General features: G+C 70.6%; 12 protein-coding genes. 4 read left to right on the forward strand and 8 right to left on the reverse strand.

Going from position 1 to position 12953, the window contains the following annotated elements:
• Positions 1–73: 73 nt before the first annotated feature.
• Entirely contained in the window at positions 74–811 is a 738-nt protein-coding gene (gene ppgK / locus ACJJVL_RS09690; RefSeq protein ID WP_405218468.1) for a polyphosphate--glucose phosphotransferase, read from the reverse strand.
• A 130-nt stretch (positions 812–941) separates the two neighbouring features.
• Positions 942–1811 carry a type I methionyl aminopeptidase gene (gene map / locus ACJJVL_RS09695; RefSeq protein WP_405218450.1) on the reverse strand — a complete coding sequence of 290 codons (870 nt, stop codon included), beginning with the start codon at positions 1809–1811 and terminating at the stop codon, positions 942–944.
• An 88-nt stretch (positions 1812–1899) separates the two neighbouring features.
• Here map and ACJJVL_RS09700 point away from each other — a divergent pair, with 88 nt between their 5' ends.
• A complete protein-coding gene (locus ACJJVL_RS09700) occupies positions 1900–2148 on the forward strand; it encodes an SPOR domain-containing protein (RefSeq protein WP_405218451.1) in 249 nt (82 codons plus the stop codon).
• A 49-nt stretch (positions 2149–2197) separates the two neighbouring features.
• Here ACJJVL_RS09700 and ACJJVL_RS09705 read toward each other — a convergent pair whose 3' ends face one another.
• Positions 2198–2707, reverse strand: coding sequence for a DUF1697 domain-containing protein (locus tag ACJJVL_RS09705; RefSeq protein WP_405218453.1), 510 nt, complete (start codon positions 2705–2707; stop codon positions 2198–2200).
• Between the two features lie 4 nt (positions 2708–2711).
• Complete coding sequence (gene panB, locus ACJJVL_RS09710; RefSeq protein WP_405218455.1) at positions 2712–3593, reverse strand: 3-methyl-2-oxobutanoate hydroxymethyltransferase; 882 nt, start codon at positions 3591–3593, stop codon at positions 2712–2714.
• A 60-nt stretch (positions 3594–3653) separates the two neighbouring features.
• On the opposite strand from panB, the gene ACJJVL_RS09715 reads away from it, so the two are divergent.
• Both ACJJVL_RS09715 and ACJJVL_RS09720 read left to right on the forward strand, forming a co-directional pair.
• Complete coding sequence (locus ACJJVL_RS09715; protein ID WP_405218456.1) at positions 3654–4985, forward strand: glutamine synthetase family protein; 1332 nt, start codon at positions 3654–3656, stop codon at positions 4983–4985.
• A 3-nt stretch (positions 4986–4988) separates the two neighbouring features.
• On the forward strand, positions 4989–7904 hold the full coding sequence (locus ACJJVL_RS09720) for a bifunctional [glutamine synthetase] adenylyltransferase/[glutamine synthetase]-adenylyl-L-tyrosine phosphorylase (RefSeq protein ID WP_405218458.1): 2916 nt from the start codon (positions 4989–4991) through the stop codon (positions 7902–7904).
• On the opposite strand, the gene ACJJVL_RS09725 is transcribed toward ACJJVL_RS09720, so the two are convergent.
• The 4 genes from ACJJVL_RS09725 to ACJJVL_RS09740 all read right to left on the reverse strand — a co-directional run bounded on the left by ACJJVL_RS09725 (position 7895) and on the right by ACJJVL_RS09740 (position 11295).
• Positions 7895–8626: a cation diffusion facilitator family transporter gene (locus ACJJVL_RS09725; RefSeq protein ID WP_405218459.1), complete on the reverse strand. Its 732-nt coding sequence runs from the start codon at positions 8624–8626 to the stop codon at positions 7895–7897. The genes ACJJVL_RS09720 and ACJJVL_RS09725 overlap by 10 nt on opposite strands.
• A complete protein-coding gene (locus tag ACJJVL_RS09730; protein ID WP_405218460.1) occupies positions 8605–8958 on the reverse strand; it encodes an ArsR/SmtB family transcription factor in 354 nt (117 codons plus the stop codon). Before ACJJVL_RS09730 ends, ACJJVL_RS09725 begins: the two co-directional genes overlap by 22 nt.
• A 121-nt stretch (positions 8959–9079) precedes the next feature.
• The gene (gene glnA / locus ACJJVL_RS09735) at positions 9080–10504 is read right to left on the reverse strand and encodes a type I glutamate--ammonia ligase (RefSeq protein ID WP_405218462.1); all 1425 of its coding nucleotides are present in this window, start codon (positions 10502–10504) and stop codon (positions 9080–9082) included.
• 101 nt (positions 10505–10605) lie between these two features.
• Complete coding sequence (locus ACJJVL_RS09740) at positions 10606–11295, reverse strand: DUF4191 domain-containing protein (RefSeq protein ID WP_405218463.1); 690 nt, start codon at positions 11293–11295, stop codon at positions 10606–10608.
• A 93-nt stretch (positions 11296–11388) separates the two neighbouring features.
• Between ACJJVL_RS09740 and ACJJVL_RS09745 the strand changes: the two genes are divergently transcribed.
• Positions 11389–12738 carry a hypothetical protein gene (locus ACJJVL_RS09745; RefSeq protein WP_405218464.1) on the forward strand — a complete coding sequence of 450 codons (1350 nt, stop codon included), beginning with the start codon at positions 11389–11391 and terminating at the stop codon, positions 12736–12738.
• Positions 12739–12953 lie beyond the last annotated feature (215 nt).

Raw genomic sequence — 12953 nt, forward strand, 5'->3', positions numbered from 1 at the left:
TTCTTCGAGCGCGATCGTGCAACAAGTCGACACGCGTTCGGCGGACCCGGGCGGTCGGCGCGGCGCGGGCTGGCTAGAGGCCGCGGGCGAGCGCGGCGGCGCCGATGATGCCGGCGTTGTTGCGCAGCTTCGCTGGCACGATCGGCGTGGCGAGATCGAGCAGGGGCAGGAACAGCTCCGACGACTTCGAGACGCCGCCGCCGACCACGAACAGGTCGGGGGAGAAGAGGAACTCGAGATGGCTGTAGTAGCGCTGCAGCCGCTGGGCCCACGCCTCCCAGCTGAGCTCCTCGCGCTCGCGCGCCCTGTTCGACGCGCGATCCTCCGCGGCCTCGCCGTCGAGCTCGAGGTGGCCGAGCTCCGCGTTGGGGATCAGCACGCCGTCGTAGATGAGCGCGCCGCCGATGCCCGTGCCGAGCGTCGTCATGATGACGAGCCCCGAGGCATCCCGCGCGGCGCCGTAGTGGTCCTCGGCGAAGCCGGCGGCATCCGCGTCGTTGACGAAGTGGATGTCGCGACCGAGCGCATCCTCGAACAGCCGCTCGGCCTCGAGGCCGATCCAGGCCTTCGAGACGTTCGACGCGCTCATCGTGCGACCCCGTCGCACGATCGCCGGGAATGTCACGCCGATCGGGGTGTCTTCGTCGATGTCGAGTCGGCTCACGAGCTCGACGACGGCGTCGCGGATGGCGTCGGGTTCTCCGCCCGCAGGCGTCGGCACCTTCACCCTGTCGCTGCGCAGCGCGCCCGCGGCCACGTCGACGAGCGCAGCCTTGACGCCCGTTCCGCCGATGTCGACACCGACTGCCATCTGCTTTGCCTTCGTCACGGCGACGATCCTGCCATGGAACGGCGCAGTCCGTGCCCGCAGCGGAGGCGTGCCTGCGTCCTAGGACACCCGCTCGCCGGGATCGCGAAGGTCGGCACGCCCGGAAGCGCGCTCAGCGCGCGGGCAGCGTCAGGATCTCTGCGCCCGTCTCGCGCACCACGAGCGTGTGCTCGAACTGTGCGGTGATGGAGCGATCCTTCGTCACGGCGGTCCAGCTGTCGTCCCACAGCTCCCACTCGTGCGTGCCGAGCGTCAGCATCGGCTCGATGGTGAACACCATGCCGGGCACGATCTCGGTGTCGAACCGATCCGTGTCGTAGTGGGGGATGATCAGGCCCGAGTGGAACGACGTGCCGACGCCGTGGCCGGTGAAGTCACGCACCACGCCGTAGCCGAAGCGCTTCGCGTACATCTCGATCGTGCGACCGATCACGTTCACGCGCCGGCCGGGCAGCGCGGCTTTCATGGCGCGGCGCAGCGCCTCCTCGGTGCGCTCGACCAGCAGGCGCACCTCCTCGCGCGTCTCGCCGACGACGAAGGTGCGGTTGGAGTCGCCATGCACGCCGTCCTTGAAGGCGGTGATGTCGATGTTCACGATGTCGCCGGCCTCGAGCACGGTGTCGTCGGGGATGCCGTGGCACACCACCTCGTTCACGCTCGAGCAGAGCGACTTCGGGAAGCCGCGGTACCCGAGCGTCGATGGGTACGCGCCGTGCCCGGTGACGAACTCGTGCCCGATCCGGTCGAGTTCGTCGGTGGTGACGCCGGGCTGCGCGGCTGCGCCGACGGCGGCGATCGCGTCGGCGGCGATCGTGCCCGCCGCCCGGATGCGCTCGACGGTCACGTCGTCGTAGACGTCGCCGCCGACGTGCTTCGCGGGCGCCGGCCGCCCCACGTACTCGGGGCGAGGGATCGCGGTGCTCACCGCGCGCGGCGGCCCGATCCGGCCAGGGATGAGGCGTCCTGCGGCGTCCTTCGGCATGCCGACCATCCTAGGAGCGGGCAGCCTCCGACGGGCCGGCTCCGGCAGCCTCGACCGCGCTCACGGTGTCGGCCTACACTGAGGCCCCATGAGCGCAGACTTCTGGTACAACCTCGAGACCGGTGTCGTCGAAGAGGGCATGGTGTCGCCGGGCTACGACCGCGCGGGCCCGTTCGCGACCCGCGAGGAGGCCGCGCGCGCTCCCGAGATCATCAAGGAGCGATCGCGCGCGTGGGCAGCAGAGGAGGCCGCCGACGACAGCTGGGGCTCCACCGAGGGCAAGCAGGCTTCGGACGGCGATGCCCCGGACGCCGACACGCGCGGCACCCAGGCCTAGTGCTCTCCCGTCTGGCCAGCGTGGGCCGACACGCCGCCCGGCAGCGAGCTCACGCGGCGGCGAGCACCTTGCGCAGCGTGCGGAGATTGCGCGTCGTGACGCGATCCTTCGCGGTGCGCTCGAGCGCCTTCGCGAACGGGCTCGTCAGCGTCGTGCCCTTCGGGTTCGACCAGTGGATGACGCCGTCACCGGTCGCGATCGACTCACCCTCACCGGGTTCGATCGCCGCGAGCCCATCGGCGACGCCGGGCTCGAGCTCGAACACCACGTAGGGCGTATGCCCGGCGTCCTCGGGATGGGGGTAGTCGGCGACGATCGCGGCAAGCGCGTCGATCGCGATGCCGAGCACGCGGATGCGCCTGCCGTACCGCGCCTCGAGCGCCGCCTCCGCGTCCCGGGCCGCTGCAGCCGCATCCGCGGCCGTCACCACGGCGTTGCCGCTCGCGAGCACGGTCGCGACATCGCCCAGGCCGGCATCGGCCAGCAGCGCGCGCAGGTCGGCGGATCGCACGGTCACGCCGCCCACGTTGACGCCCCGCAGCAGCAGTGCGCCGCGCATCCGGCTACTCGTACTCGTGCTCGGGCGCGGGGTAGGCGCCGTTCGCGACGTCCTCGCGGAATGCGATGGCGGCGGCCTCGAGGGTCGCACCCAGCTGCGCGTACTGCTGCACGAACTTGGGGATGCGGCCGGTGGTCATGCCCGCCCAGTCGCTCCACACCAGCAGCTGGCCGTCGCAGTGCGGTCCCGCGCCGACCGACAGGGTGGGGATCGAGAGCGCCTCGGTCACGGCCTTCGCCGCTGCCGACGGCACCATCTCCAGCACCACCGCGAAGGCGCCAGCCTCCTGCACCGCGAGCGCGTCGCGCAGCAGCTGGTCCGCGCCGTCCTCGCCGCGGCCCTGGATGACGTGACCGCCCAGTCCGTGCTCCGACTGCGGGGTGTACCCGACGTGGCCCATCACGGGGATGCCGGCCTCGACGACCCGGCGGATCTGCTCCGCGGAGCGCTCGCCGCCCTCGAGCTTCACCGCGTGGGCGCCCGTCTCCTTCATGAAGCGGATCGCGGTGTGCAGCGCTTCGCGCGCATTGACCTCGTAGGAGCCGAACGGCATGTCCGCGACGACCAGCGCGCGCTTCGCAGCCCGCGCGACGGCACGGGTCAGGGGGATCAGCTCGTCGACCGTGACGGGCAGCGTGGTGTCGTAGCCGAAGACGGTGTTGCCGGCCGAGTCGCCCACCAGCAGGAAGTCGATGCCCGCCGAGTCGAAGATCTGCGCGGAGAGGTAGTCGTAGCTGGTCAGCCCGACGATCTTCACGCCGTCTCGCTTTGCACGCTCGAAGTGCCGGACCCGTACCCGCTTCGGCCCTGCGCTCGAGCCGCCGTAGGGCGCAGCGACCTCCTGGGACTCTCCGGTCTTCTCCGAGCCGCTGTCGTTGAATGCCATGGCCCGAGCCTAACCCGCAGAGCGCGCCCACTAGCCTGAGGGAAGGCGAGAGGGGCTGGGATGGACAAGCAGCAGGACTTCGTGCTTCGCACGATCGAGGAGCGCGGCGTCAAGTTCGTGAGGCTCTGGTTCACGGATGTGCTGGGCTCGCTGAAATCCGTCGCCATCGCGCCGGCGGAGGTGGAGGCCGCCTTCTCCGAGGGCATGGGCATCGACGGCTCCTCGATCGAGGGGCTCTCCCGATCATCCGAGGCCGATGTGCTCGTCAAGGCCGATCCCTCGACCTTCCGGGTGCTGCCGTGGCGCGGCGAGGTCGACCCGACCGCCCGCATGTTCTGCGACATCTTCACGCCCGACGGCGAGCCAGCCGCCGCCGATCCACGGCACGTGCTCAAGCGCACGCTCGCGAAGGCGGCGGATCGCGGCTTCAGCTTCTACACGCACCCCGAGTGCGAGTTCTACCTGCTGAAGTCGGCGGATGTGCTGAACCCGGAGCCCGTCGATCGAGCCGGCTACTTCGACAACGTCCCCGGCGGCACGGCCCACGACTTCCGTCGCGCCAGTGTGCGCATGCTGGAGGACATCGGCATCTCGGTCGAGTTCAGCCACCACGAGGCGGGCCCCGGCCAGAACGAGATCGACCTGCGGTACGCCGACGCGCTCTCCACCGCCGACAACATCATGACCTTCCGCACCATCGTGAAGGAGGTCGCGATCTCGGAGGGCGCGTTCGCGACCTTCATGCCGAAGCCGTTCGAGGGCCACCCTGGCAGCGGCATGCACACGCACATGTCGCTGTTCGAGGGTGAGCAGAACGCCTTCCACGACCCGTCTGGCAAGTACCAGCTCTCGAAGGTGGGGCGGCAGTTCGTCGCCGGGCTGCTGCACCACGCACCCGAGTTCACGGCTGTCACGAACCAGTTCGTCAACTCCTACAAGCGGCTCTGGGCGGGGGACGAGGCGCCCAGCTTCGTGAGCTGGGGCCACAACAACCGCTCGGCGCTCGTGCGCGTGCCGCTCTCGAAGCCCAACAAGGCGCAGTCGGCACGGGTGGAGTACCGCGGGCTGGACTCCGCGGCGAACCCGTACCTCGCGTTCTCGGTGCTGCTGGCGGCCGGCCTGAAGGGCATCGAGGAGGGCTACGACCTGCCGGACGAGGCGATCGAGGACATCTGGCAGCTCTCCGACAGGGAGCGCAAGGCGCTCGGGTACACGCCGCTGCCGACGAGTCTCGACGCCGCGATCCGCGCCATGGAGGAGTCCGAGCTGGTGGCGGAGACCCTCGGCGAGCAGGTCTTCTCCTTCGTGCTGCGCAACAAGCGCGAGGACTGGCGCCGGTACCGCGACCAGGTGACGCGCGTCGAGCTCGAGTCGAACCTGCTCTCGCTCTGACGCATGCGCATCCCGTCGCCGCGATCGCGCCTGGCGCGGCTGGGCTACCGCGAGCCGAGCAGGGCAGAGGCTTGCGTGCACGAGCTGCCGGAGGCGCTGCACGACCTCGTCGAGGCGTGCGCGCGCACTGCCGACCCTGACCAGGCGCTGCAGATGGTGGTGCGCTTCGTGCGCGCAGGCATCGATCTCACGGCGGCGCTCGACGACCCGGACGGGCTTGCGTCGCTGCTGCGCGTGCTGGGTGGGTCGCTCGGCACCGCAGAGCACCTCGAGCGGCATCCCGCGCAGCTCGACGCCGTGATGCACCCGCCCTCGCCGATGGGCCCCGCGCAGTACCGCGACAGCCTGCTGGCGGCGGTGGCCGCCGAGGACGGCGCATCGACGATGCCGGAGCAGGAGGGCGTCGCCGCGCTCCGTGACCGATACCGCAACCACGTCGCAGCGCTCGTCGCCTGGGATCTCGCGCTCGAGCATCCGAAGGATCGGGTCGACGTGGTCTCGGCCGCGCTCGCGGACCTCGCCTCGGCGGCGCTGGAAGCCGGGCTCGCTGTCGCTCGGCGGTCTGCCCGCGAGCGGTTCGGCGACGATGCCGACCGGGTCATGCTCGCCGTGATCGGCATGGGCAAGACCGGTGCGCGCGAGCTGAACTACGTGAGCGATGTCGACGTCATCTGGGTGCACGGCATGCGCGAGGGCAGCGAGCTCGACGACGCGCGCGCCACCCAGATCGCGACCCTGCTGGCGCGCGAGACGAGCGCCGCGTGCGGCGCGTACCAGGGCTCGCCGCCGCTCTGGGAGGTGGATGCGAACCTGCGACCGGAGGGCAAGGATGGTGCGCTCACCCGCACGCTCGCCTCGCACATCGCCTACTACGACCGGTGGGCGAAGTCGTGGGAGTTCCAGGCGCTGCTGAAGGCGCGCCCGATCGCGGGCGATCCCGATCTCGGCGCCGCATACGACGAGGCGATCCGGGCGCTGGTGTGGGAGTCGTCCAGCCGCGACGGGTTCGTCGAATCCGTGCAGCGCATGCGCGAGCGCGTCACCGAGCACATCCCGGTCGACGAGGTCGACCGGCAGCTGAAGCTCGGCCCGGGTGGCCTGCGCGACATTGAGTTCACCGTGCAGCTGCTGCAGCTCGTGCACGGCGCCGATGACGACTCGCTGCGGCAGCGGGGCACGCTCGAGGCGCTCGACGCGCTCGCGGCACGGGGCATCGTCGGTCGCTCCGACCGGGACGAGTTCAGCGACCACTACCGGTTCCTGCGGGTGCTGGAGCACCGCATCCAGTTCTGGCGCATGCGTCGCACCCACCTGATGCCGAACGAGCCGGAGGAGCTTCGCAGGCTCGCGCGCACCGCGGGACTGGAGAGCGCCGACGCGCTGACGACGCAGTGGCAGTCGGTGCGCAGGGCCGTGCGCACGCTCCACGAGCGCATCTTCTACCGCCCGCTGCTGAGCGCGGTCGCTTCGCTCGGCCGCGACGACGTGCAGCTCACGCCGGAGGCGGCGCAGCGTCGGCTGCGAGCATCCGGCTACGTCGACCCCAAGGGCGCCCTGGCGCATATCGCCGAGCTCACGGAGGGCGTCTCGCGTCGCTCGCAGATCCAGCGGCTGCTGCTGCCCGTGCTGCTCGGCTGGTTCGCCGAGGGCGCGGATCCCGACATGGGCCTGCTGGCCTTCCGGCGGCTGAGCGAGTCGCTCGGCGAGACGCCGTGGTTCCTTCGGATGCTGCGCGATTCCCCGGTCGCCGCACGGCGCCTGACGAGCCTGCTCTCGTCCTCGCGCCTCATCGGGTCGCTCATGGAGCGCATCTCCGAGTCTGCGTCCTGGCTCGACAGCGACGAGCAGCTGCGTCCGCGCTCCGAGGAGGGGCTGCGTGAGGAGACCGCGGCGATCCTCGCTCGGCATCGCGACGACCCCGAGGCGGTGCGGCGAGCGCTGCGCAGCCTCCGGCGTCGCGAGCACCTGCGGGTCGCGACGGCGAGCGCGCTGCAGCGCATCGACGAGGCGGGCGTCGGGGAGGCGCTCTCGGCGATCGCGGCGGCGCTCGTCGATGCTGCGGTGACCCTGCACAAGCCGGCGGAGCTCGAGCTCGCGATCATCACGATGGGCCGCACGGGCGGGCGCGAGATCGGCTTCGGCAGTGACATCGACGTCATGCACGTCGCCCGCGGCGGGGAGGACCCTGTCTCGGCAGCCACGGTGGTGGTCCGCAAGGTGCAGGAGACGCTCGCGGACCCGTCGCTGCCGTTCGAGATGGACGCCGGCCTCCGGCCAGAGGGCCGCCAGGGCCCGCTGGTGCGCACGCTCGAGAGCTACCGCGCCTACTACGAGCGCTGGTCGGAGCCGTGGGAGGCGCAGGCGCTGCTGCGCGCACGGCCCTTCGCCGGTGACGCGCAGCTGGCCGCCGAGCTCATGGTGGTGATCGATGAGCGCCGCTACCCCGACGAGTTCCCGGCATCGTCCGTGCGCGAGGTGCGACGCATCAAGGCGCGCGTCGAGGGCGAGCGGCTGCCGCAGGCCGCCGATCGCAGCAGGCACCTGAAGCTCGGCGACGGCGCGCTCAGCGACGTGGAGTGGCTCGTGCAGCTGCTGCAGCTGCGGCATGCGGGTCGAGACGTGAGCCTCCGCACGACGTCCACGCTCGAGGCGCTCGCCGCCGCCACCCGCGCCGACCTCGTCAGCGAGCGAGACGCCGGGGCGCTGCGCGAGGCATGGCTGCTCGCCACGCGCATCCGCAACGCGCTCGCGCTCGCACGCGCGCGGTCGATCGATGTGCTGCCCGAGGATCGCGGCGAGCTCGAGGCGGTCGCCCGGCTGGTCGGCCTGCCGGCGGGCTCGGCCGCCGCGCTCGAGGAGCAGTACCTCGCCGCGACCCGGCGCTCCAGGCGCGTCTTCGAGCGCGTCTTCTACGACTGAGTGCGAGAACCCTGCGCCTTCGCGGGCTCGTGCGCACAGTTGCCGCAGCACGCGTCCGCATCTGCGGCGCGCTCGTCGTCGCCGAGCGTCGGGGCGCAGCAGAGATCGCCGCGCCAGGCAGCGAGCCCTTCGCGCACCGCGAGCACCGCGATGACGAGGGCAGCGATCGAGTCGGCCCACCACCAGCCGAACAGCGCGTTCGCGACCAGGCCGATGAGCACCGCAGCAGAGAGGTAGCTGCACAGCAGCAGCTGCTTCGCATCGGCTTGCACGCTGCGAGACCCGAGCTGCTTGCCGGTGCGCAGCTCGAACCACGCGAGCGCCGGCATGACCACGACGCTCAGCGCCGCGATCGCGATGCCCACGGGGCTGTGCTCCACCTCGCCGACGCCGGCGAGCGAGAACACGGCGTCCACCGACACGTAGGCCGCGAGCGCGAAGAACGCGATCGCGACGACCTTCACCGTGACCGCCTCCCACCGCTCGGGATCCTTGCGCGTGAACTGCCACGCGACGGCGGCTGCGGAGAGCACCTCGATGATCGAGTCGAGACCGAAGCCGATGAGCGCCGCGGAGGAGGCGACGCTGCCCGCCCATATCGCGACGATGGCCTCGACGATGTTGTAGGTGATCGTGAAGCCAACGATCCAGCGCACGCGGCGGCGCAGCCGTGCCCGCCGGTCCTCCGCCTGCAGCACGCTCACGCTAGAGCCTCGCAGCATCCATCGACCGTGCACGTGTCGTTCAAGCAGGGTGCGCCCTCGTCCACAGCCAGCGTGACGGCCAGCAACGACTGGATGGCTCGCGTGAGGTGCGGGTCGGCGATCTCGTACCGCGTCTGACGGCCCTCGGGCTCGGCGACCACGATCCCGCAGTCGCGCAGGCAGGCGAGGTGATTGGAGACGTTCGTGCGCGTCAGGTCCAGGTCGTGCGCGAGCCGTGCGGGGTAGCCGGGACGCTCGAGCAGCCGCAGCAGGATGCGCGCCCTGGTCGGATCGGCCATCGCTCGCCCGAGGCGATGCATGACGTCCAGGTGAGAAGCAATGGTCAGCACACGATGACTATACATCCTGCAGTGACCTGTCGTTACCCGCGCGGATCGGGCAGGACTCGATCGACGCAGCGGGGCCGGACCCAGAGGGGATCCGGCCCCGTCCGGGTGCCTCGCTCGTGGGTCAGACCCCGTAGTAGAGCTCGAACTCGTACGGGTGCGGGCGCAGCGCCATCGGCAGGATCTCGGTCTCGCGCTTCAGCGCGATCCACGTGTCGATGAGGTCCTTCGTGAACACGTTGCCCTCGAGCAGGAACTCGTGATCCTGCTCGAGCGCGACCAGCGCCTCCTCGAGCGTGCCGGGCACCTGCGGGATGTTCTTGGCCTCCTCGGGCGGCAGCTCGTAGAGGTCCTTGTCGATCGGGTCGAGCGGCTCGATGCGATTCTTGATGCCGTCGAGGCCCGCCATCAGCTGCGCGGCGAACGCGAGGTACGGGTTGGACGCGGCGTCGGGCACGCGGAACTCGATGCGCTTCGCCTTCGGGTTGGAGCCCGTGATGGGGATGCGCACGGCTGCGGAGCGGTTGCCGGCCGAGTAGGCGAGGTTCACGGGCGCCTCGTAGCCCTTCACGAGCCTGCGGAAGGAGTTCGTCGACGGGTTTGTGAAGGCCAGCACCGCCGGGCCGTGCGCGAGCAGGCCGCCGATGTACCAGCGGGCGGTGTCGGAGAGGTTGCCGTAGCCGTTCTCATCGAAGAAGAGCGGCTTGCCGTCGAGCCACAGCGACTGGTGCGTGTGCATGCCCGAGCCGTTGTCGTCGAAGAGCGGCTTCGGCATGAACGTGGCCGTCTTGCCCCACTGCTCCGCCGTGTTCTTGACGATGTACTTGAACGCGAGGATCTCATCCGCCGACTTCACCATGGTGTTGAAGCGGTAGTTGATCTCGGCCTGGCCGGCCGTGCCGACCTCGTGGTGGCTGCGCTCCACCTGCAGCCCGATCTCCTCGAGCTTCAGCACGATGTCGTCGCGCAGGTCCGCCTGCTTGTCGACGGGGGAGACGGGGAAGTAGCCGCCCTTGAAGGGCGTCTTGTTCGCCAGGTTGCCACCCTCCTCGACGCGACCCGAGTTCCACGCGGCCTCGACGGAGTCGAGCGCGTAGAACGAGCCCTGCGGCTGCACGCTGTAGCGCACGTCGTCGAAGACGTAGAACTCGGCCTCGGGGGCGAAGAAGGCGGTGTCGGCGATGCCGGTGGACGAGAGGTACTGCTCGGCCTTGTGCGCCACCTGGCGCGGGTCGCGGTGGTAGATCTCGCCCGTGCGCGGGTTGTAGATGTCGAACACCATCACGAGCGTCTTCGCCTCGCGGAAAGGATCGACGTAGGCGGTTGTCACGTCGGGGATCAGCTGCATGTCCGACTCGTGGATGCTCGCGAAGCCGCGGATGGACGAGCCGTCGAACAGCTGGCCGACGCTGAAGAACTCCTCATCCACCGTCGAGGCGGGGATGTTGAAGTGCTGCTGCACGCCGGGAAGGTCGGTGAAGCGGATGTCGAGGAACTGCACCCCCTCGTCCTTGATATAGGCGAGGACCTCGGAGGAATCCTTGAACATGGTGCTCCTTGACATGCGTTGGCGGTGGGCGGGTGCCGTGACCTCGACGCTACGCGGGAGCCGTTGCCCGACCGTGACGCCGATGTTTCGGCGATGTTACGTCAGCGGGGGCGTCCGGGCCGCACCCTGCGCGGGTCGATCCCCTTGGGGATCGGCAGGTTGGCCTGGCCGAGCGAGGTGAGGCGGTTCGCGACCGCCATGACCTCTGCGCGCGAGAGCGTCCGCTTCAGGCGTCGCATGGACTTCGTGAGCTTGCGCAGCTCGAGCCGCGAGTCGGGACCGATCTCGAGCACGTGGATCGGCACGTTCGGGACGATGCGCTTCACCTTCCGCTGCTCCTCGCCGAGGATGCGAGCGACGCGCTCCTTGGGGCCCTCGGCGATGAGCACGACGCCGGGCTTCCCCACGGCGCGGTAGACCGCATCCTGCGTCTTCGGATTCACGCCCGTCGGCATCTCGCTCGTCGTCCAGTTGCCGCGCAGGCCGTTCTTGAGCACGGCGCCGACCGCCCCGGGCCGGCCTTCGATCTGCCCGAAGGCGATCTTCTCGGCCCGCCAGGTGAGCACCATCATCATCAGCATCAGGCCGATGAGCACGCCCGAGATGATCCACAGCACGAGGAAGAGCGTGTCCTGGCGGAAGACGATCGCCAGCACCGTGATGACGATGATGGGGCCGAAGAGGGCCAGCAGCATCAGCGGCAGCGCCTTCTTGTCGTTCTCGCGGGTCATCTTGAAGATCGACCACATCGTCTTGAGCCTGCCGGGCTCCTTCTGGGTGTCGCGTGCCATGGCACCAGGATACCGGCGCCCGGTGCCGTCGCTCTCCACAGCTCGGCCGCCCGGCGTCGCACGGTGGATCGCTGTCCTGGCATCGTCGCGCTCGTGGATGACGGAGGCGCGCAGATCGCCGGCTATCGGCTCGTACGGGCGCTGCGATCCGACGCAGACCGCGAGGTGTGGGTGGGTTCGGATGCGCCTGCGGGCGCATCGACGGGCGCGGTCGAGCTGCACAGGAGTCTGGGCGCCGCCGACGGCGTGCTCGCCAGGGAGGTCGAGGCGCTGCTCACAGCCGACCACCCGCACCTGATGCCGATCGTCGATGTCGCCACGCACGACGGGGTCGTGATCGTGCGGCCGCTGCTGCCGCGAAGCCTCGCCGACTGGCTCCTGCAGCGGCAGTCGCCCCCGCCGGGTGAAGCTGTGACCGCACTGGCGCCGATCGCCGCCGCGCTGGCCGCGCTGCATCGGATCGGCGCATCCGCAGGCGGCTGCACCGCGCACGCCGTGCGTCTGGATGCCGATGGGGCACCGCTGCTGCTCGGCGAGGGCGCGCGGATCGAGACGGAGCGCCCAACGGATGCGTGGCGTGCCGGCAGCGAGGGCGTCGCCATCGACGTCGAGGGCTGGCGCCGACTCGCGGAGGCCGTGCTCGAAGCCGGGGGAGCGGCGCTTCCGGCAGCCGTGGAGCGTGCGCTGCAGGCGCGCGACCTGGCCGCGGCGGCTGATGGGCTGCTCGCCGAGTGGCCGGCACTGCCGCTCGCCCCAGAGCAGGCGGAGCCAAGCGTCGCGACAACCAGGACCGCGCTCATGCGACGGCGCGAGCGCGCGTCCGGCCTGGCGGCGGTCCCGGCGATGCTGGCGCTCGTCACCGAGCGGCTGGTCGACCGCTCTGGGCCGCTCGCATCGCGGATCGCGCGATCGCTGGGCGCCGTGCGGCCCCGATTCTGGGCGATCGCCGCCGGTGGCGCGGCGATGCTGATCGTGACAGCCGTGCTGCTCTGGCCTGACGGGCGCGCGGGGCAGGCCGTCGGCGTGCGCGAGGCCCACCCGTCCGTCCTCGCGCCCGCGACGAGTGCGGCAGCGGCGCCGAGCGCTGCGACGGGCGACGCCGTCGCGCCGACGCCCGCGGTGTCGGACGCAGCGGTGTCCGCAGCCAGTGAGGCCGCCGCAGCAGCCGCCGACCCGGTCGAGGCCGTCGCGATGCTGCTCGCGGAGCGGGAGGCGTGCCTCGATGCGGGTGATGCTGCGTGCCTCGTCAGCCTGCATGCGCCGGAGAGCCCGCAGCTGATCGCGACGGAGCCGTGGCGGATGCCCGACGATGGCAGGCTCGAGCTCGTGCAGCGACTCGGCGACGCGTGGCTGCTGCGTGTGGTGTCGGAACGAGCACCGGCCTCGGTGCTCGCGATGAGCACCGAGGCCGGTTGGATGCTGCGTGACGCCTGGTCAGACTAGGGCAGGGCTCGTGACGGCTGCGACCCTGCGGGCCGCAGTCTCCTCGACCCTGATGCCTGCGGCTGCAGGGGGTGAGTTCTTCGACACGGGTCTCTCTAATGGTGGATACCGGTCCGTGATCGGTGCAGGCTGGCTTCGGTGATGGTCGGGCGTGGCTCTACTGGTCTCTGACCCTGAGTGATCGGGTGTCTTGGTCACGACATGCCCGCCTGGCG

Origin of the sequence: Agrococcus sp. Ld7 (assembly GCF_045064095.1) — a bacterium.
GTDB lineage: Bacteria > Actinomycetota > Actinomycetes > Actinomycetales > Microbacteriaceae > Agrococcus.